Raw genomic sequence first — 18,354 nt, 5'->3', positions numbered from 1 at the left:
GGGCATCCTCGGCAGGAACGGAGGTGCCACCGGGAAGGGTGGCAGGCGATGCGTGGCTTCCAAGACCGTGTGAAGAGCCGGCGGGCACGAGGCCCCCACGCACCGCCCGCCATAGCGCGGCAGACGGATTGCCAGTCGGCGTCGCCCACAACCCAGCGACGCCGACTGACAAGCGTAAACATCTTCACACCTCGGGCTTGGAAGTCCCGGCTACCCGATGCAGGCAGCAATTCATCTTGGGCACGCCAAGTCGAGACGCACCAATCAATTGTTCTGATGAATTCGCCGTTCCCGAAAGGAAAAATGAATTATCGCGATCGGCTTATTTCGCTCGTCTTCTAGGCAGAAGCGACAATTCACGCGGGCGTGATCGCAATGCGCTGGCACAAGCTATCACGCTGCAGGCCAATCGGCACCTGCACTGCAAAGCAGCCTTAACCGCCGTGCCGTACCTCTCACACAATCCGCGCAGCACCAAGCGCACCCCTCAGCGCTGCCCCGTATCCCCCGGCACCAGATGCCGCCACGGGAATACGTTCTTCTCGAAATGGCTGACATAGCCGCCCATACCCGCCTGGATGACCATGAGCTGCAGTCCCGGCCGCATGGCCTGCAGCGCCTGCAGCTGTTCCAGCGACAGCGCGCTGTTGCGCAGGCGGAAGCTGTGCACCGGTGCGAGTGCATCGCTGGCGAACAGGCGCTCGTAGGCGGCCAATGGTGTCACCGCCTCGGCCTCACGCACATCGGCCCAGGTGAACTGCAGTTCGGTGGACTCGGTGAAATCCAGCAGGCCCAGCGCGGGCAGGTTGCGCGATGCGGCCAGGTGTTCGATGAAGTGCTGGGTGTCGCAGCCAGCGCCAATCTGCAGGATGTTCAGGTGCGGCAGCGCCACCTCGAAGAAGCTGGCATCAGGCGCGTTGGGCACCACCAGTTCGGTCAGGTAGGGCGCGCGGCTGGCAAAGCGGGCAATCTCGCCACCTTCTTCCATGATCGTGCCCGCGCGTTGCACCAGCGACGTGTTGTGGTGCTCCGGCGCGGTGGGCGTGATCACCAGCGAGCGCAGGCGCGGGAACTGCACCTGGCTGTCCAGCAGGGCGGTGAACTCCCATTCTCGGGTGCCGTTGGCGCCTTCATCGCCGCCGGTGAAGCACAGCGACATCACTCCGGCGGCCACCTCGGGGTCGGACAGGCAGACCAGCGTCCACGCGAATGGCTCGTCCCATGGGTTGCCGAAGAACTCCACGTGCAGGCCGCCGTACAACGGCGCCACGGTCACCCGTTCCTGCAGCGCTGCCCACAGCGGGCCGGCCGGGTCCTTGATGTCCAGTTCATGCTCGGCCGCGCTGTCCAGATTGAACGCATGGATGCGTTGTTGCAGCGCCAGCAGCTGCTGTTGCGCGTGGTCGAAGGGCAGAGCGGTCATGTGTGTGTACCGGACGTCCGTGTGATGCCCCGATGATAGCGCTGGCCCGCTTGCGGTGGTCTGCGGCCGGTGATCGTTGGCTTGATGTTCCTCACGACAGAGCGACTCCGGCAGCCCTCATACTGGTGCCCACTGCACATCTCTTGCCAGGAAGCCGACCATGCGCCGCCACCGCCTGTCGTTGACCGTCGCGCTGCTCGCCAGCGCCTTCGCAGCACCGGCGATGGCCGCCGTGCCGTTCTTCAACGCCAGTTGTCCGGGTGGCATCGACGTGCACGCCGACGAAGGCGGGCCGGTCTACGTGCAGGGCCGCGAGGCCACGCTCAAGCGCTTCAACGATCGCTATTTCGAGGCGCGCGATGCCAACAGCGGCACCACGCTTTCAATCAGCACCGGCGACGACGGTGCGCCGCAGGTCAGCTACACCGGGCGCGGCGGCGCCAACGGCATCTGCCAGGTCAGCAGCGGCGGCACGCCTGCGGCCGCAGAAGGCGGCAGGCATCACCGGGATCAGGATCGCGATGACGATGCGGCACTGCCACGGGAAGTGACCTGCGAATCCACCGACCAGCGCCAGGTGTCCTGTGACATGGACACGCGCGGCAATGTGGAGATCGTGCGCCAGCTCAGCCGTACCCGTTGCGAGCAGGGCAGCAACTGGGGCCTGTCGCGGCATTCGGTGTGGGTCAACGGTGGCTGCCGTGCGACGTTCCGCAACATGTCCAAGGCCGCAGCCAACGCGCCAGCGGGCGATACCGCGCTCGGTGCGTGCAACGCAAGCAAAGGCGCGCAGGGCACGCTTGTGACCCAAGTACCGGTCGGAACCGATTACCAGGAACTGATCATCGATTATCCCGATGGCCGTTTCCTGTGCATGATGAGCAACAACGGCCGGCTGCAGAGCGTGACGCCGATACGTCATCGTTGATCACGATGGGTTAGTGCCGGCCGCTGGCCGGCAGACTCCGCGAACCCTGAGGGCAGAATGGTTGCCGGCCAGCGGCCGGCACTACCCGTCGGTGGTCCTGCTGCACCGCCGCGAGTGGTGTCACATGCGTCTGGCTAGACTGTGCTTCTTTTTCGTTCGCAGGAGGCACCCATGGCCCATCATCCCGCCGTTACCCTGATCGGCGTCCCCACCGACATCGGGGCGGGCCATCGCGGCGCCCGGCTGGGGCCGGAAGCCCTGCGCGTGGCTGGCCTGCCTGAAGCACTGGAAGCGCGAGGCGTGGACGTGCGCGACCTCGGCAACCTGGACGGCCCGCGCAACCCGTGGACCGCCCCGGTGCAGGGCTATCGTCACCTGGACGAAGTGGTGGCGTGGAACCATGCGCTGATGGAAGCCAGCTACGCCGAGCTGCAGGCCGGGCGAATGCCGATCATGCTCGGTGGCGACCACTGCCTGGGCATCGGTTCGATCACCGCCGTGGCACGCTGGTGCCGCGAGCAGGGCAAGGACCTGCGCGTGCTGTGGCTGGATGCGCATTCGGATTTCAACACCAGCGATGTCACCCCGTCGGGCAACATCCACGGCATGCCGGTGGCCTGCCTGTGCGGCCTCGGCCCGGATGCGCTGACCAAGCTGGGTGGCACCTCGCCGGCCATCAAGCCTTCGCAGATGCACCAGATCGGCATCCGTTCGGTGGATCCGGAAGAAAAGCGCCTGATCAAGACCCACAAGGTCGATGTCTACGACATGCGCTACATCGACGAGAACGGCATGAAGCGCACCGTGGAAGCGGCGCTGGCCGGCATCGACGAGAACACCCACCTGCACGTCAGCTTCGATGTCGATTTCCTTGACCCGAGCATCGCCCCGGGCGTGGGCACCACCGTGCCGGGCGGGGTGAACTACCGCGAAGCGCAGCTGGTGATGGAGATGATCGCCGACAGCGGGCGCATGGGTTCGCTGGATATCGTCGAACTCAATCCGCTGCTGGACAACCACAACAGCACCGCCGAACTGGCCGTGGACCTGGTGGAAAGCCTGTTCGGAAAATCGACCCTGATGCGCGACTGAGAGGGTCCAGCCTGAACGGTTGGACGAACCGTTCACACGCGCTCCACGCCCCTGCCGCCAGATTGCACCTCACGCGGCAGTGTTGGCTTCGAACCAGCCTGCCGCCCCGATCAATACAACCGAACCCCGTGATTGAGCGGGGTAGCGGCAAACCCAAGGAGAAGCCCATGAAGCGCGTAGTTGCCCTGATGCTGTTGTCGATGTTCTCGGTGGCCCTGCTGGCCGGTTGCAACACCGTTGCCGGTGCCGGCAAGGACGTGCAGAAGGCTGGCGAGAAGGTTGAGGATGCCGCCAAGGGCAACTGAGCCTGAGGTGGTGCGCAGTACGGAAAAGGCCGGGATCTTCCCGGCCTTTTTCATGCGTAATTGCCAAGTGTGGACGCCGCGTGTCGATGCGTAGTGAACCATTCAAGCAGGTGAGCAGCGTTTTCATGGCCGGTTGACCGTGCTTCAACGTGCACTGCGCGATGCTGCAGCCACGGTAACAACGCCGTTGCATTCCAAGGAAGCCTCAGCAATGAACAAAGACATCATTTCCGGCAAGTGGTCCCAGCTCAAGGGCAAGGCCCAGGCGAAGTGGGGCGATCTGACCAATGACGATTTCGATGTGGCCGAGGGCAATGCCGAGTATCTGGCCGGCCGCCTGCAGGAGCGCTATGGCTGGGCCAAGGATCGCGCAGAAACCGAAGTGCGCGATTTCGAGAAGGCGATGCACAAGGATTATCCGGACTACAAGTAACCGGGCGCCGCACGCTCGCGTTCTGCCCCCACAGACAACGCCCGCGCCGGAAGGTGCGGGCGTTGCGCTGTGTGGCGATCAACGTGCCGGCGGGTCGGGCACGTAGCGGTTGGGGAACGCCTGCGGCTGGCGGTCCAGGCGCGACGGCGAATCGAGCAGGATGCCGCGTGCGCGCAGGTTGCGGGCGCTGTCGTAGCGCAGCTGCAGCACCTGTGCCGGGCTGCGGGTGGCGCGTTCGAAATCGGTATCGCGCACCGAGGAACTCTCGCGCGCACCGTGGCCGGTGCCGAGCGCAGGTGCCTGCGACTTGGCCGAGTAGCCTTCGATACGGCTGGCGCTGGCGTCGGCGGCCGCCGAGGCTTCGGCCGCCGCCGGTGCCGGCCCGGCGCGCTCGCGCAGGATCGGCTGCGGACGCGGGTACCAGCGGCGCGCTTCCTCGAACACTGCTACGCCAACCACGCCGACGTTGTCGGGGCGGCCGGTGCGGCTGGCGTAGCTGCCGCTGGGGCTGCTGAAGACGAACTGGGCCACCTCGTCCTGGGTCTTGCGCCAGCCGGTGATGTCGGCGCGCTGGCCGGGGTTGAGCACGTAACCGGTCTGCGAGGGATCGGCATCTTCGCCGGAGATGGCGTTGACCCCGTCCACCGACAGCACCACCAGCACCCGGCGCGGGCTGTCGTTGTACAGGCGCACCGCATAGCGATGGCCGCGCTCACCGGCCACCCAGCGCTGGCCGTCGGCCGGGTAGCTGCGCAGCTCGGTGCCGCGGTCGCGGTCAACCAGGGCCACGCGCACCGGGCCGTCCTGCGGCATCGGCGGGGGCAGCGGGGCCGGGCGGAAGCCGGCCAGGGGCAGGATCAGCAGCAGGGGCAGCAGGCGTTTCATCGGGCGTCTCCAGCGGGGTTGGGTGAATGAACGTGCCGGGGGCCCTGACGGGGTTGACCGTGCGCACGGTAAACTGGCTCCGTTCATAGAAGGTTTCCGCACGCAGTCATGACGACCCGAGTCCTTACCGGCATCACCCCCTCCGGCACGCCCCACCTGGGCAACTACGTTGGCGCCATCCGCCCGGCCATTGCGGCCAGCCGCGTGCCGGACATCGAGAGCTTCTTCTTCCTGGCCGATCTGCACAGCCTGATCAAGTCGCAGGACCCGCAGCGCACCCAGCGCGCGACCCTGGAGATCGCTGCCAGCTGGCTGGCCTGTGGCCTGGACCCGGAACACGTGTGGTTCTACCGCCAGAGCGACATCCGCGAGACCACCGAGCTGATGTGGTTCCTGACCGCCATCGCCAGCAAGGGCATCCTCAACCGCGCCCATGCCTACAAGGCGGCGGTGGACAAGAACCGTGAGGAAGGCCAGGACGAGGACGCAGGGGTCAGCGCCGGCCTGTTCATGTACCCGGTGCTGATGGCGGCCGACATCCTGATCTTCAAGGCCAACCAGGTACCGGTGGGCCGTGACCAGATCCAGCACATCGAGATGGCGCGCGACTTCGCCCAGCGCTTCAACCACGTGTACGGCAAGGAGTATTTCCCGCTGCCGGACGTGGTGATCGACGAGCAGGTGGCAACGCTGGCGGGCCTGGATGGCCGCAAGATGAGCAAGAGTTACCACAACACCATTCCGCTGTTCGTGCCGCGCGAGGAGCTGAAGAAGCTGGTGTTCTCGATCCTGACCGACTCGCGTGCACCGGGCGAGCCGAAGGACACCGAAGGTTCGGCGCTGTTCCAGATGTACCAGGCGTTCGCCACCCCGGAGCAGACCGCTGCCTTCGCCAAGGCCTTCGCCGATGGCATCAGCTGGGGCGATGCCAAGCAGCAGCTGTTCGAGCGCATCGACAGCGAACTGTCGCCGCTGCGCGAGCGCTACAACGCGCTGATGGCCGAGCCGGAAAAGATCGAGGCACTGCTCAAGCGCCGTGGCCAGCAGCTACGTGAGCAGCTGGCGGCACCGCTGCTGGACGAGCTGCGCCATGCGGTGGGCCTGCGTGATCTGTCCGATGCCGGCGACATCGCCAGCGAAGATGCCGGTGAAGCCCGCGCCGCGCCGCCGCTGTTCAAGCAGTACCGCGAGAAGGATGGCCGTTTCTACTTCAAGCTGACCGCAGGCGACGGCACGCTGCTGATCCAGAGCGAAGGCTTCGACTCGCCGCGCGATGCCGGCCAGCTGATCGCCGTGCTGAAGCAGGCCGAGCAGGGCGACCAGCTGCAGAGCGATCTGTTCAAGCTGGAAGCCGAGGTCGATGCGGTGCTGGCGGCGTTGGCCGTGCTGCGCGCCGACTGATCGGTAGATGCCGACCTTGGTCGGCGCAGGGGTGGATGCCGGCCAGCGGCCGGCACTACCCGGGAACAGCGGCCATGGCATGATGTCCGCGCGCCTCAGGCGCGATGACATGGAGTCTGCGATGGCCTGGTTGTCGCTGCTGCTGTTCCTGCCCTGGTTCATCCTGCTGGGCAGCCTGTATTGGCTGTTTCCGCGCCAGCCGCGTACCGCGCGGCGACGCCTGTTCGATGGCGCCACCCTGGCGCTGGCGCTCGCCCTGAGCATCGTGGCGATGCTGTGGGGCCACCACATCGGTCTGGTACAGCCGGGCGCCGGACCGATCTGGCCGCAGGTGCTGGCGGTGCTGTACGCCTATGGCGCGTTCCTGGCGGTGCTGGTGATGGCCTTGTTGCTGCGCCCGCGGTTCGCATTGCGCTGAGGCTGATTGGTAGTGCCGGCCGCTGGCCGGCAATTGCATTCACCATAGCCCCCACGGGGTTACCGGCCAGCGGCCGGTACCCTCCGACCAAAGCCGCATCGATCACGCCATGCCGGCGCGCCTACCATGGGCCTCTGTTCCCGATCCTGCCAGGTGCGCGTCGATGACCGCCGATCCCAGCATCCACACCATCGATACCGGTTTCCAACGGCCTGATTTCGATGCCGCCTACCTGATCATCGAAAACGGCCGTGCCGCGTTCGTCGACTGCGGTACCGGCCTGTCGGTGCCGGCGATGCTGCAGGCCTTGACCGACAACGGGCTGGGCGTGGAGGCGGTGGACTGGCTGCTGCTGACCCACGTGCATCTGGATCATGCCGGCGGCGCTGGCCTGCTGATGCAGCAGCTGCCGAATGCGCGTGCGGTGCTGCACCCGCGCGGCGCGCCACACATGATCGATCCGACCCGGCTGATCGCCGGCGCCACCGCCGTCTATGGCGCCGAGGAAATCGCGCGCAGCTATGGCCGCATCGAGGCGATTCCCGAGCAGCGCGTGGTGGTGGCTGACGACGGCCAGCGCATCGACCTGGCAGGCCGCGAGCTGGTGCTGCTGCATACCCCGGGCCATGCGCTGCACCACTACTGCGTATGGGATGCGCGCAGCCGCAGCTGGTTCACCGGCGATACCTTCGGTATCTCCTACCGCGAGCTGGACAGTGCGCAGGGCGCTTTCATCTTCCCCACCTCATCGCCGGTGCAGTTCGATCCGGACGCGATGAAGGCGTCGATCCAACGCATGCTCGGCTACGCACCACAGGCGATGTACCTGACCCACTATGGTCGTGTCGAACAGGTCGAAAAGCTGGCCGAGGATCTGTTCGAACAGATCGATGCGATGGCGGCAATCGGCCGACAGTGCGACGGCCGTCCCGACCGTCATCGCTGCCTGCTGGCCGCGCTGCAGGCGTTGTACCTGGAGCGTGCACAGCAGCATGGCTGCGCACTGGACCAGGCTGCGGTAACCGAGGTGCTGGCGATGGATATCGAACTCAACGCGCAAGGCTTGGCCTGCTGGCTGGACCGCGCGTCGCGGTAGATCCACGCCACGCGTGAATGACGCGCGCCCAGGCTGCGCCGCGATGTCACGACCACGTTACACTCTGGTGACTTCCAAGCTAGCCGTGGTACTGCCGTGAACCCGATGCGCGTGTTGCTGCTGTCGTCCTGCCTGTTCGTCGGTGGCCTGGCCCATGCGGCCAATGACCTGCCCGGCGGCGGCATCGATCCGCAGGCGCTGTCGCGTCATGTGCGCGTGCTGGCATCGGACGAATTCGAAGGCCGTGCGCCGGCCACCGAAGGCGAAGAACGCACCGTGCAGTACCTGATCGAGCAGTTCCGCAGCTACGGCCTGCAGCCGGGTGGCGTGGACGGCAGCTGGGTGCAGCCGGTGCCGCTGGTGCGCGCGCAGCTGGATGGCCCGGCCAAGGCCAGTCTCGCGCTGAAGGGCGGCAAGCGTGCGCTGGCCAATGGCGTGGACGTGACCCTGCAGAGCCTGCAGCCGCGCAAGCGCGTGCAGATCAAGGATGCGCCGCTGGTGTTCGTCGGCTACGGCATCGACGCGCCCGAGCGCCATTGGAACGACTACAAGGACGTGGACCTGCACGGCAAGATCGCCGTGATGCTGATCAACGACGCCGATTTCGAGGCCGATGCGCCGGGTGCGTTCGATGGCAAGGCGGTGACCTACTACGGCCGCTGGACCTACAAGTTCGAGGAAGCCGCGCGCCGTGGTGCCGAAGGCGTGCTGATCGTGCATGAGACCGCACCGGCCGCCTATGGCTGGGCCACGGTGAAGAGTTCGGGCACCTCGCCGCTGTTCGATATCGAGCGCGGCCAGGCCGAAGCGATGACCCAGCACACGCCGCTGCGTGGCTGGATGCAGCGCGAGCTGGCCGAGGCGATCTTCGCCGACGCCGGCCTGGATTTCGATGCCGAGAAGCGCAAGGCGATGAGCGCGGACTTCCGTCCGGTTGCGCTGGACAACGCCAAGCTGAGCGTCGATTTCGCGCTCAAGCGCGAGCAGGTGGTGACCCGCAACGTGGTGGCCAAGCTGCCCGGCGGCGAGCACGCCGATGAGGCGGTGATCTTCTCGGCGCACTGGGATGCCTTCGGCATCGGCCAGGCCGACGCCAAGGGCGACCGCATCCGCCGCGGTGCGATCGACAACGCCACCGGCGTGGCCACCGTGCTGGAACTGGGCCGGGTGTTCGCCGCCGGCCCGCAGCCGCAGCGCAGCCTGTACTTCGTCGCGCTGACCGCCGAAGAGAAGGGCCTGCTGGGCGCCAGCTACTACGCCGCGCACCCGCTGGCGCCGCTGGACAAGACCGCTGCGGTACTGAACATCGAGATGTTCAGCCCGGATGGTGCCACCCGTGACATCGCGTCGTGGGGCAAGGGCCGGGTGTCGCTGGAAGGCGACCTGGAACGCGTGGCCAAGGCCCGTGGCCGCAGCTACAGCCCGGACCCGAATCTGGAAGCCGGCTTCTTCTACCGTGCCGACCACTTCGCCTTCGCCCGCCTGGGCGTGCCGGCGATCACCATCGGCCCGGGCCTGGACAAGCTGGACGGCGGTGTCGAGGCTGGCCGCGCGCTGCGCGAGAAGTACTTTGCCGATTGCTATCACCAGGCCTGCGATGCGTGGACGCCGAGCTGGGATCCGGCCGGTCACGCAGCCGATACCCTGCTGGTCTACGACCTGGGCGCGGAGCTGGCCAACAGCCGTCGCTGGCCGCAGTGGGAGAAGGAATCGGAATTCCACGGCGCCCGTGAGAAGAGCGAAGCCGCCCGCCGGTAAGCGCACGGCAATGCCGGCCGCCGGCCGGCAACCTCAAGAACCTTCCGAAGGAATGTGCAGTTGCCGGCCAGCGGCCGGCATTATCACGTCTTCCGCAGCAGCTTCCAGGCGCCCCAGCCGGCAACCACAAGCGCGGCCAGATAGCAGGCCACCATCGTGCGCAGGCCGGCCACCGGAGCCGGGTTGCTACCCCGGCTCAGACGCAGATGCAGTGAGCTGGCACCGCTGCCCAGATCCGCTGCCAGCTGCAGCACCAGTGCAGCGCAGAACGCCAGCAGGGCCATGCCGAAGCCGATACGTGGCCAACTCGCCCGGGCGCCGGGCCGGCGGATCAGCCATGCCAGCAGCGTGGCTGCGCCCAGACCCAGTGCGAGCCACACCAGCGGCGTGGCAGGAGAAGCGACGGCCACCGGCATTGCACCGGTGGCCGCGATCACTACGGCGCGCTTACTTGCGGGTGCCGTCGAGCCAGTTGGGGCCCTTGTTGGTGAGGAAGAACACATAGACCACCAACGATACCGCGATCGTCGCGGTGACGTAGATGGCGAACCAGTCCACGTGGCCGGTCTTCAATGCGCCCTGGTACAGCAGCGGCGCGGTACCGCCGAACAGCGAGTTGGCCAATGCATAGCCGAAGCCCACGCCCAGTGCACGGATGTGGGTGGGGAACAGCTCTGCCTTCACCACGGCATTGATGGAGGTGTAGCCGGTGAGGATGACAAAGCCCAGTGCCAGGGTGAGGAAGGCGAGGGTGGCATCGTGCTGGTGCGGCAGCTGGGTGATCAGGTACCAGCTGTACAGCACGCCGCCCACGCCGAAGAACACCAGCAGGCTCTTGCGGCCGATGATGTCAGACAGCCAGCCGCCCACCGGCTGCAACACCATCAGGAAGGCCAGCACACCCAGGTTGATCAGCGTGCCGGTCATCGGATCGTTGCCGGCGAACGCACTCTGGATCATCTTCGGGCCGTTCACCGAGTAGGTGTAGAAGGCGATGGTGCCACCGGCGGTGATCAGGAAGCACAGCAGCAGCGGACGCCACTGGTGCACGAACAGTTCGTACATCGAGCCGGACTTCTTGTCCTTGCCCTCGCGCGCGGCTTCGATGGAGGATTCCGACAGCGACTCGTCCATGCCACGGCGCAGCCAGAACACCACCACGGCGGCGATGCCACCGATGCCGAAGGCAATGCGCCAGCCCCACTCGGAGATTTCCGGCTTGGCCCAGAACGTCAGCATCACGAACAGGGTCAGCTGGGCCAGCACGTGGCCGCCCACCAGGGTGACGTAGTGGAACGAGGACAGGAAGCCGCGGCGGCCGGGGATGGCGGCCTCGGACATGTACGTGGCACTGGCACCGTACTCGCCACCGGTGGCGAAGCCCTGCAGCAGACGTGCGAACAGCAGGATGATCGCCGCCCAGATGCCGATGCTGGCAGCGGTGGGGGTGATGGCGATGATGAACGAGCAGAAGGCCATCAGCGTGACCGACACGGTCAACGCCAGGCGACGGCCATGACGGTCGGCGAAACGGCCGAAGAACCATGCGCCGATCGGGCGCATCAGGAAGGTCGCGGCGAAGATCGCCCACACGTACATGGTGGAGTTCTTGTCTTCAGGCGAGAAGAACTGCGACTCGAAGTACACGGCGAATACCGAGTACACGTAGACGTCGTACCACTCCACCAGGTTGCCGGCGGAGCCTTTGAGGGTGTTGGAGATGGAACGCCGCAGGGCGGCGCCATCGCTGGCGGGTACGGCGGGTTGGGACGTGGTGCTCATCTGGGTGGAAATCCTCGATGCGGTGCGTCCATGCGGGAAAGATCGGTGCCAGGGGCGCGCAGTGCGCTGCCGGCCAGCCTCCTGAGTACTGCATCCCACGTCAACGCCGGGTGCCGGAAGGGCGGGCGGGACATGGATGGATGACAGCGTGCCACTACACGGGCTGCCGGACCATAACCAAAACGTCCTAAAATCCGGGTTCCCCCAGCTCCCTGGTGTGTCATGTCGGCTCCCCCCGTTCCGTCTGCGGCTGCCCCACGGGGCGGCCTTGTCGTGCTGGCATTGCTGCTGGTCTACGTGGTCTGGGGCTCGACCTACCTGGGTATCGCCAAGGCCCTGCACGGCGGCGCGCTGCCGCTGACGATGGTTTCCGGCAGCCGGTTCATCATTGCCGGCGGCGTGATGTACCTGGCACTGCGCCTGTTCTGGAAGATGCCGAAGCCGAGCCTGCGGCAGTGGCGCAACCTGGCCGTCATGGGCGTGACCATGCTGGTGCTGGGCAACGGCATGGTCGTGCTGGCCGAGCGCGAGGTGTCATCCGGCCTGGCCGCCACGGCGGTGGCCTCGGTACCGCTGTGGATGGCGTTGTTCTCGGCCCTGCGCGGCCAGCACGCCAGCAAGGGTGAATGGCTGGGCATCGCCGTCGGCTTCGTCGGCGTGGTCTGGCTCAACGCGGGCAGCAGCCTGACTGCCTCGCCGACCGGGCTGGTGCTGCTGCTGATCGCACCGGTCGGCTGGGCGTTCGGCTCGGTGTGGGCACGCGGGCAGGACCTGCCGGGCCCGTTCATGACGGCCGCCGGGCAGATGATCTGCGGGGGCGTGCTGCTGGTGCTGATCGGCCTGGTCGTCGGCGAGCGCCCCACCACCCTGCCCGATACCGGTGGCCTGCTGGCGATGGCCTACCTGTGCGTGTTCGGTTCGATCGTGGCGTTCACCGCCTACGTCTGGCTGCTGCAGAACGTACGCCCGGCGCTGGCCGGCAGCTATGCCTACGTCAATCCGGTGATTGCCGTCCTGCTGGGTGCGGCGTTGAACGGCGAACGTTTCGGCTGGCGCGACTTCCTGGCGATGGCGGTGATACTTCTGGGTGTGGTGGTACTGACGATGGCAAGGACACGCAAGCGATGAGCATGGACGAGAAAGAACAACGCCGGGGCCTGCTGGTCACCGCGTCCACCTTCGTGCTGTGGGGGCTGGTGCCGGTCTACTGGCATCTGCTGAACGAGGTGCCGTCGTTCCAGATCATCGCCCACCGCATCATCTGGAGCACGGTGCTGGTGGTGGCCTGGCTGCTGATCGCCTCGCGGCTGGGCTGGTGGAAGAAGATCGCCGCGCAACCGCGCGCGCTGCCGATCCTGGCGGTATCGAGCCTGACCATCGCCTTCAACTGGGGCCTGTACATCTGGGCGGTCAACGCCGGTCACGTGATCGAGACCAGCCTGGGTTACTTCATCAACCCGCTGGTGAACGTGCTGCTGGGCGTGCTGGTGCTGAAAGAGCGCCTGCGCCGCGTGCAGTGGCTGGCCGTGGCCATCGCTGCGGTGGGCGTGGCCTGGTTGACCATCGATGCGGGTACGCCGCCGTGGATCGCGCTGGGCCTGGCCTGCTCGTTCGGCTTGTATGGGCTGCTGCGCAAGCTGGTGTCGGTCGACCCGGTGGCGGGGCTGGGGGTGGAAAGCCTGTATCTGTTCCTGCCGGCGCTGGGCTTTGCGCTGTGGGCCGAGAACGGCCATGGCGGCGGCTTCTTCGGTGGCTGGGGCTGGGGCAACGATCTGTTGTTGATCTTCGGTGGCGTGGTCACGGCGGTGCCGCTGATCGGTTTCGCCTACGGGGTGAAGCGCATTCCGCTGTCGCTGGTCGGCATCCTGCAGTACATCGCTCCGAGCCTGCAGCTGCTGCTGGGCGTGTTCTTCTTCCACGAGGCCTTCGACACCGGCAAGGCGATTGGTTTTGCGGCGATCTGGGCCGGGTTGATCCTGTTCGTCGCAGACAACGTGCGTGCGATGCGCGCGAAGCGGTAGCGCCGGGCCATGCCCGGCGAACCCATGGGGTCAGAGCCCTTCGCGGAGCGATGGGATCCGACCCTGCAAAAAAGAACGGCGCCCCGAGGGGCGCCGTTCTGCTTCCATCCACGGCCAGGAGAGAGTTGGCCGGGGCGGGAACGCGGTTGCAGGCTTAGAAGCGCTGCTGGTACTTCATGTACATGAAACGACCGATATCGAAGCCACCGTAGTAGGTGAAGCTGCTGTTCGGCTGGCTGTACATGATCGGACCCTGGTGGTCGAACACGTTGTTCAGGCCCAGTGACACGGTGCCATCCCACGGCAGGCTGTAACGCACCTGCAGGTCGTGGAAGGTGTTGGAACCCACCTTGCGGCTCGGCTGTGCATCGGTATACGGCGAGGAGAAGTCGGCCATGTTGCAGTCCGGGCCACCGCCCAGATCGTACGAGCAGGCTTCCTTCATGCCCGAGTAGTAACGGGCGGTCCAGCCGATGCCCAGGTTGCCGTACTGCCAATCCAGGTTGAAGGTCGAACGCACGCGGAAGTCACCGGCCCAACCCACGCGCTGCTCCACCGGGGTGGTGGCGGCGCTGTCGTTGCGCCGCTCCAGGTAGTCGGTGTAGGTGGTGTTCCAGTTGATGGCGAACTTGCCGTACGCGGTTTCCGGCAGGCGGTAACGCACACCGATGTCATAGCCGGCGGTTTCGCGGTAGCCGGCGTTGACCAGCGAGCGATCCAGCGCCGAGACCTGGCCACGGGTGGCCGCAGCGGTGGAACGGGTGAAGCGGCCGCACGCCGAATCCACACCCTGCACGTAGCACTGGTTGAGGATGTCGGTGGCCGACTCGCCGACGATGGCGTTGTCGATGCGGATCTTCCACCAGTCCAGGCTGACATCCAGGCCCTGCACGAAGTCCGGGCTGTAGACCAGGCCGACGGTCCAGGTCTTGGCGGTTTCCGGCTTCAGTTCCGCGTTGGAACCAGAGTTGAAATCGGAGGTGGCCTGCTGGCCCGGGCGGTTGGCAAGGTTGCCGTCCGAACCGGTCTGCTGACGGAAGTTGGCCGGCACGTTCAGCGCCTGGCAGCGTGCTGCCACGGTCGGGCTGCTGGCGGCGATGCCGAACTTCGTATCGCACGGATCGGTGAACGAATCGCGGCTGGACACTGCGCCGCCGTAGAGATCGTCCACGGTGGGGGCACGGAAGCCGGTGCCGTAGGTCGCACGCACCAGCAGGCTGTCGATCGGCTTCCACTTCAGGCCGAACTTGCTGTTGGTGGTCGAACCGAAGGTGTTGTAGTCGGTGTAGCGACCGGCCAGGTCCAGCGACAGCTCACGGGCGAAGGCCATGTCGGCCAGCAGCGGCACCTGCATTTCCAGGTAGACCTCGTTGAGCGAGTAGTCGCCACGCGTCGGCTGGCCGGTGGTACCGGCGATCTGGCCCTTCTGCACCATCAGGTCCGGGGTGTAGCTGGCTTCTTCGCTGCGGTGCTCGAAGCCCATCGCGCCCATGATGTCACCGGCCGGCAGGGTGAACAGCGAGCCGGAGATGTTGGCGCTGGCGACCTTGGTGGTGCTGCGCATCTTGTCGACGAAGCGGGTGAACAGGTAGTCCTGCACGTCCTGGTTGCCCAGCGAGCCCGGGCCGGTGTAGCCCATCGGCGCAGCCGGATTCCACGGCACGCAGCCGGCGATCACCGCACCCGGCGTACCGCAGCGGGCAACGTCGCCGTCCATGAAGGACGGGCCGACGGCCAGGTTGACGTGCGGCTGGTACATGCTGCCGGTGCCGACGCGCTCGCCTTCATTGCGGTTGTACATGTAGCTGACGTTCCAGTCCCAGTAACGCGAACCGGTTTCGAAGCTGCCTTCCAGGCCGAGGCTGGCACGCTTGGTTTCCAGCGTGTTCTCGGTACCGCGCGGCAGCTCTTCGGTGCGGTGCGAGAACAGCACGTCCTGGCCCCACTTGTTGAAGGTGCTGTCCTTGGACAGCGCAGCGCGCGTGCCGTTGCGCGACTGCGCAGCCGAGACCGAGTACGGGTAGCCGGCCAGGTGCTTGGTCGACTCGCGCTTGCTGTACAGCGCGTCGGCGACGATGCGCAGGTTGTCGGTGATCGAGAAGCCGCCGTTGGCGAACACCGAGGTGCGCTCCAGGCCGCTCAGCAGGCTCATGTTGGTCTTGGCGTTGGCGCCGTCGGCCGGGTTCGGCGTGTGGAAGTTGCCAGCGCTGCTCGGGTCGCCGCCCGGGCCAACGGTCAGCGGCTTGCCACCGACGGTAACGGTGCCCCACTGGGTGGTCGGGCTCAGCGCGTCGACGTCGTCGGCATGGCGCGGGCCACCCGGGTAACGGCTGAACTCGCGCGCATCGCCGAGGATTTCGTCTTCCTTGGTGCGCTCGGCACCGACGCTGAACCAGCCGCGGTCGAAGGTCTTGCCGAAGGTTGCGCTGTAGGAGCGCTTCTGGCCGTCGCCTTCACCGTACTGGCCGACATAGACGCTGGCTTCGCCACCATCGAAGTTCTTGCGGGTGATGATGTTGACCACGCCGGCGATGGCGTCCGAGCCGTACAGTGCCGAAGCGCCGTCGGTCAGCACTTCCACGCGCTCGACGATGGCGGACGGAATCGAGGCCAGGTCGGAGTAACCGCCGGCGCTGACGCCCATGCGGCGGCCGTCGATCAGCACCAGGCTGCGTTCCGGGCCGAGGTTGCGCAGGCTGACATACATGCCGCCGAAATCGCGCGAAGAGCTAAGCGAGGACGAACGGCTCAGGCTCGGTGCGCCGGCTGCAGTGACGTCCTGCAGGATGTCGGCAACGTTGACGTAGCCCTTCTTCTCGATGTCGGCGCGGTTGAGTGCCACCACCGGCTGCGCGGTCTCGACACTGGCCTGGCGGATGCGCGAGCCGGTGATCTCGATGCGGTCGAGGTTGGTGGGGGTATCGCCGGCTTCCTGTGCGAAGGCGGGCGTGGTGCAGCTGGCGGCCAGCGCGATGACGATCGCGTTGCGCAGCGGGGTGGTCTTCAGGGACATCCGTGAAATCTCGTGTTTCAGAAAAAACATGCGTCCGTTCTATGGACGCGTGGGGTGCTGCAAACCAACGTGGGGGCCGGATTCTAGAGTGTTTTCATTGGTAACTGTTTGTCCGCGCGCGCTGTAACGCCGCGAAAATGAATCGCAACCAACAATCCACAGGTGCACTGTGCGCAACGTCACGCGCGTTGTGTCTGCGATGGGCAGAGGCATCGATAGCGGCGGTGTTTGCGCAATCTGTAGCGATGCGAGTGCGCATGCATCCATCCACGCATGGCGTGGATCTACTGGATCCCGCACGCGCCACATCGGCAGATCCACGCCATGCGTGGATGGCCGCACAGTAGATCCACGCCATGCGTGGATAGCCCACAGTAGATCCACGCCACGCGTGGATGGCGCGCAACCAAAAAAAGGGACGGAGCCTTCGCTCCGTCCCCTGCGCAACGCTCATTCCATCAATGCCTGGTGCTCAGGTCTCGCGCAGCGCCGTGGTGATCGGCAATCGTGCCGCACGCAGCGCCGGGAACAATCCCCCCACCAGGCCGATGCCCAGCGCCCACTTCAACCCGCTCCACAGCAGTTCCGGCGAAACATGGAACTTGAACACCACCGCGCTGAAATTGCTGCCGATGGTGGACACGCTGTAGCCGTTGAACAACAACCACGCCACCGCACACCCCAGCAGGCCACCCAGCAGCGCCAAAAGCATGGTTTCCAGCATCACCGCAGTCACCACCGGCAGGCCGCGGAAGCCGATCGCACGCATCGTGGCGATCTCGCGCGCGCGCGTAGCCACGGCGGCATACATGGTGTTGAGCGCGCCGAACACGGCGCCTACTGCCATGATGGTGCCGATCACCTTGCCGAGGATGTCGATCAGTTTGGTCAACCCGCCACCCTGCTTGCTGTAGTAGACACGCGTGGTTTCCACGTCCAGCTTCAGACGCGGATCGGCGGCGACGGCAGCCTTGAACTGCTCGAAGCCGGCCTTGCCGTCGGTGCGCACGCTGATCGACTGCCAGGCACTGCGCTGGTAGGTGGTGGCCAGCGTATCGGCGTCGGTCCACAGTTCCGAGTCATGCGCATCGCCGGTAGCGAACACGCCGACCACCGTCCAGGTCTGGTTGCCCAGAGTGAGCGTCTTGCCAACGTCCATGTCGCGGAACTGGCTTTTGGCACCTTGGCCGACCACGATTTCGCGCAGGCCGGCAGCGAACCGGCGGCCTTCGACGATCTTGACCTTGTCATGCACGGCCCACGCCTGCGGGCCGACGCCGCGGAATTGCGCGTTGACGTCGGTACCATCGGCCTTGGACACCAGGTTGACCACCTGCGACAGCTCCGGCGACAGCAGCGGTCGCCCCTGCGCATCGCGGGTGATGCCGGGCAGCGTGGACAGCGTAGGGACCTGTTCGCGGGTGATGACCGAGTTGGTCTCGGCCTGCGAACCGCCGCGCAGCACGATCGCGGTGGTGTCATCGCCGGTGTTGTTGAGCGTGGCCTGGAAGCCTTCGCCCATCGCCAGCATCGCCACCAGCACGCCGACCACGCCGGCGATGCCGACCACGATCACCGAGGACGCACCCCAGCGCTGCGGCAGGCTGGCAATGCCGATGCGGGTGGCGGCCAGCGCCAGCCGTCCACTGCGGGTGAGCGCCAGCCACAACCCCACCAGCACCGCGATGGCCAGCACGCCGATCCACGGCAGGCCGATCCACACGGCCAGGCCGACGGCCAGCAACAGCACGGTCACCGCGTTTCCCAGCCACTTCTTGAGCTTGTTCATGTCGGTGTCC

16 protein-coding genes are annotated in these 18,354 nt (G+C 66.2%); 10 read left to right on the top strand and 6 right to left on the bottom strand.

Features of this window, described 5'->3' with window-relative positions; all coding sequences use genetic code 11:
* Positions 1 to 487: 487 nt before the first annotated feature.
* Complete coding sequence (locus HFK18_RS03490) at positions 488 to 1,423, bottom strand: hypothetical protein (protein ID WP_180164409.1); 936 nt, start codon at positions 1,421 to 1,423, stop codon at positions 488 to 490.
* A gap of 160 nt (positions 1,424 to 1,583) precedes the next feature.
* Between HFK18_RS03490 and HFK18_RS03485 the strand changes: the two genes are divergently transcribed.
* The 4 genes from HFK18_RS03485 (at position 1,584) to HFK18_RS03470 (ending at position 4,181) form a co-directional block, all read left to right on the top strand.
* Complete coding sequence (locus HFK18_RS03485; protein ID WP_180164407.1) at positions 1,584 to 2,351, top strand: DUF3011 domain-containing protein; 768 nt, start codon at positions 1,584 to 1,586, stop codon at positions 2,349 to 2,351.
* A gap of 171 nt (positions 2,352 to 2,522) precedes the next feature.
* Entirely contained in the window at positions 2,523 to 3,443 is a 921-nt protein-coding gene (rocF, locus tag HFK18_RS03480; RefSeq protein ID WP_089241432.1) for an arginase, read from the top strand.
* A gap of 167 nt (positions 3,444 to 3,610) precedes the next feature.
* On the top strand, positions 3,611 to 3,748 hold the full coding sequence (locus HFK18_RS03475; RefSeq protein ID WP_019661832.1) for an entericidin A/B family lipoprotein: 138 nt from the start codon (positions 3,611 to 3,613) through the stop codon (positions 3,746 to 3,748).
* A gap of 211 nt (positions 3,749 to 3,959) precedes the next feature.
* The gene (locus HFK18_RS03470) at positions 3,960 to 4,181 is read left to right on the top strand and encodes a CsbD family protein (protein WP_025878332.1); all 222 of its coding nucleotides are present in this window, start codon (positions 3,960 to 3,962) and stop codon (positions 4,179 to 4,181) included.
* Between the two features lie 78 nt (positions 4,182 to 4,259).
* On the opposite strand, the gene HFK18_RS03465 is transcribed toward HFK18_RS03470, so the two are convergent.
* A complete protein-coding gene (locus HFK18_RS03465) occupies positions 4,260 to 5,066 on the bottom strand; it encodes a hypothetical protein (RefSeq protein WP_180164405.1) in 807 nt (268 codons plus the stop codon).
* Positions 5,067 to 5,174: 108 nt separating this feature from the next.
* Between HFK18_RS03465 and HFK18_RS03460 the strand changes: the two genes are divergently transcribed.
* The 4 genes from HFK18_RS03460 to HFK18_RS03445 all read left to right on the top strand — a co-directional run bounded on the left by HFK18_RS03460 (position 5,175) and on the right by HFK18_RS03445 (position 9,739).
* Positions 5,175 to 6,467 (top strand): tryptophan--tRNA ligase, encoded by a 1,293-nt coding sequence (locus tag HFK18_RS03460; protein ID WP_180164403.1) that lies wholly within the window; start codon positions 5,175 to 5,177, stop codon positions 6,465 to 6,467.
* Positions 6,468 to 6,588: 121 nt separating this feature from the next.
* A complete protein-coding gene (locus HFK18_RS03455) occupies positions 6,589 to 6,885 on the top strand; it encodes a hypothetical protein (RefSeq protein WP_100554469.1) in 297 nt (98 codons plus the stop codon).
* 163 nt (positions 6,886 to 7,048) lie between these two features.
* Positions 7,049 to 7,981, top strand: a complete 933-nt coding sequence (locus HFK18_RS03450; RefSeq protein WP_099819625.1) for an MBL fold metallo-hydrolase — start codon at positions 7,049 to 7,051, stop codon at positions 7,979 to 7,981.
* Between the two features lie 105 nt (positions 7,982 to 8,086).
* Positions 8,087 to 9,739: a M28 family metallopeptidase gene (locus tag HFK18_RS03445; protein ID WP_180164845.1), complete on the top strand. Its 1,653-nt coding sequence runs from the start codon at positions 8,087 to 8,089 to the stop codon at positions 9,737 to 9,739.
* Between the two features lie 83 nt (positions 9,740 to 9,822).
* Here HFK18_RS03445 and HFK18_RS03440 read toward each other — a convergent pair whose 3' ends face one another.
* Both HFK18_RS03440 and HFK18_RS03435 read right to left on the bottom strand, forming a co-directional pair.
* On the bottom strand, positions 9,823 to 10,155 hold the full coding sequence (locus tag HFK18_RS03440) for a hypothetical protein (RefSeq protein WP_180164843.1): 333 nt from the start codon (positions 10,153 to 10,155) through the stop codon (positions 9,823 to 9,825).
* 31 nt (positions 10,156 to 10,186) lie between these two features.
* On the bottom strand, positions 10,187 to 11,521 hold the full coding sequence (locus HFK18_RS03435) for an MFS transporter (protein WP_099819627.1): 1,335 nt from the start codon (positions 11,519 to 11,521) through the stop codon (positions 10,187 to 10,189).
* A gap of 222 nt (positions 11,522 to 11,743) precedes the next feature.
* Here HFK18_RS03435 and yedA point away from each other — a divergent pair, with 222 nt between their 5' ends.
* Together yedA and rarD are read left to right on the top strand one after the other, a co-directional pair.
* Positions 11,744 to 12,649: a drug/metabolite exporter YedA gene (gene yedA / locus HFK18_RS03430; protein WP_180164402.1), complete on the top strand. Its 906-nt coding sequence runs from the start codon at positions 11,744 to 11,746 to the stop codon at positions 12,647 to 12,649.
* Complete coding sequence (rarD, locus tag HFK18_RS03425; protein ID WP_180164400.1) at positions 12,646 to 13,542, top strand: EamA family transporter RarD; 897 nt, start codon at positions 12,646 to 12,648, stop codon at positions 13,540 to 13,542. The genes yedA and rarD overlap by 4 nt, the downstream gene beginning before the upstream one ends.
* A 154-nt stretch (positions 13,543 to 13,696) precedes the next feature.
* Here rarD and HFK18_RS03420 read toward each other — a convergent pair whose 3' ends face one another.
* On the bottom strand, positions 13,697 to 16,555 hold the full coding sequence (locus tag HFK18_RS03420) for a TonB-dependent receptor (RefSeq protein ID WP_180164398.1): 2,859 nt from the start codon (positions 16,553 to 16,555) through the stop codon (positions 13,697 to 13,699).
* A gap of 472 nt (positions 16,556 to 17,027) precedes the next feature.
* The gene (locus HFK18_RS03415) at positions 17,028 to 18,344 is read right to left on the bottom strand and encodes an ABC transporter permease (RefSeq protein ID WP_089241407.1); all 1,317 of its coding nucleotides are present in this window, start codon (positions 18,342 to 18,344) and stop codon (positions 17,028 to 17,030) included.
* Positions 18,345 to 18,354 lie beyond the last annotated feature (10 nt).

Source organism: Stenotrophomonas sp. SbOxS2 (assembly GCF_013416715.1).
GTDB classification, from domain to species: domain Bacteria; phylum Pseudomonadota; class Gammaproteobacteria; order Xanthomonadales; family Xanthomonadaceae; genus Stenotrophomonas; species Stenotrophomonas lactitubi.
Note: the sequence above shows the minus strand (reverse complement) of the source record. Positions and strands in the feature narration are given on the sequence as shown.

Coding starts and splice junctions, on each gene's coding strand:
- HFK18_RS03490 (WP_180164409.1), bottom strand. CDS start 1,423: ATGACCGCTCTGCCCTTCGACCACGCGCAACAGCAGCTGCTGGCGCTG.
- HFK18_RS03485 (WP_180164407.1), top strand. CDS start 1,584: ATGCGCCGCCACCGCCTGTCGTTGACCGTCGCGCTGCTCGCCAGCGCC.
- rocF (WP_089241432.1), top strand. CDS start 2,523: ATGGCCCATCATCCCGCCGTTACCCTGATCGGCGTCCCCACCGACATC.
- HFK18_RS03475 (WP_019661832.1), top strand. CDS start 3,611: ATGAAGCGCGTAGTTGCCCTGATGCTGTTGTCGATGTTCTCGGTGGCC.
- HFK18_RS03470 (WP_025878332.1), top strand. CDS start 3,960: ATGAACAAAGACATCATTTCCGGCAAGTGGTCCCAGCTCAAGGGCAAG.
- HFK18_RS03465 (WP_180164405.1), bottom strand. CDS start 5,066: ATGAAACGCCTGCTGCCCCTGCTGCTGATCCTGCCCCTGGCCGGCTTC.
- HFK18_RS03460 (WP_180164403.1), top strand. CDS start 5,175: ATGACGACCCGAGTCCTTACCGGCATCACCCCCTCCGGCACGCCCCAC.
- HFK18_RS03455 (WP_100554469.1), top strand. CDS start 6,589: ATGGCCTGGTTGTCGCTGCTGCTGTTCCTGCCCTGGTTCATCCTGCTG.
- HFK18_RS03450 (WP_099819625.1), top strand. CDS start 7,049: ATGACCGCCGATCCCAGCATCCACACCATCGATACCGGTTTCCAACGG.
- HFK18_RS03445 (WP_180164845.1), top strand. CDS start 8,087: ATGCGCGTGTTGCTGCTGTCGTCCTGCCTGTTCGTCGGTGGCCTGGCC.
- HFK18_RS03440 (WP_180164843.1), bottom strand. CDS start 10,155: ATGCCGGTGGCCGTCGCTTCTCCTGCCACGCCGCTGGTGTGGCTCGCA.
- HFK18_RS03435 (WP_099819627.1), bottom strand. CDS start 11,521: ATGAGCACCACGTCCCAACCCGCCGTACCCGCCAGCGATGGCGCCGCC.
- yedA (WP_180164402.1), top strand. CDS start 11,744: ATGTCGGCTCCCCCCGTTCCGTCTGCGGCTGCCCCACGGGGCGGCCTT.
- rarD (WP_180164400.1), top strand. CDS start 12,646: ATGAGCATGGACGAGAAAGAACAACGCCGGGGCCTGCTGGTCACCGCG.
- HFK18_RS03420 (WP_180164398.1), bottom strand. CDS start 16,555: ATGTCCCTGAAGACCACCCCGCTGCGCAACGCGATCGTCATCGCGCTG.
- HFK18_RS03415 (WP_089241407.1), bottom strand. CDS start 18,344: ATGAACAAGCTCAAGAAGTGGCTGGGAAACGCGGTGACCGTGCTGTTG.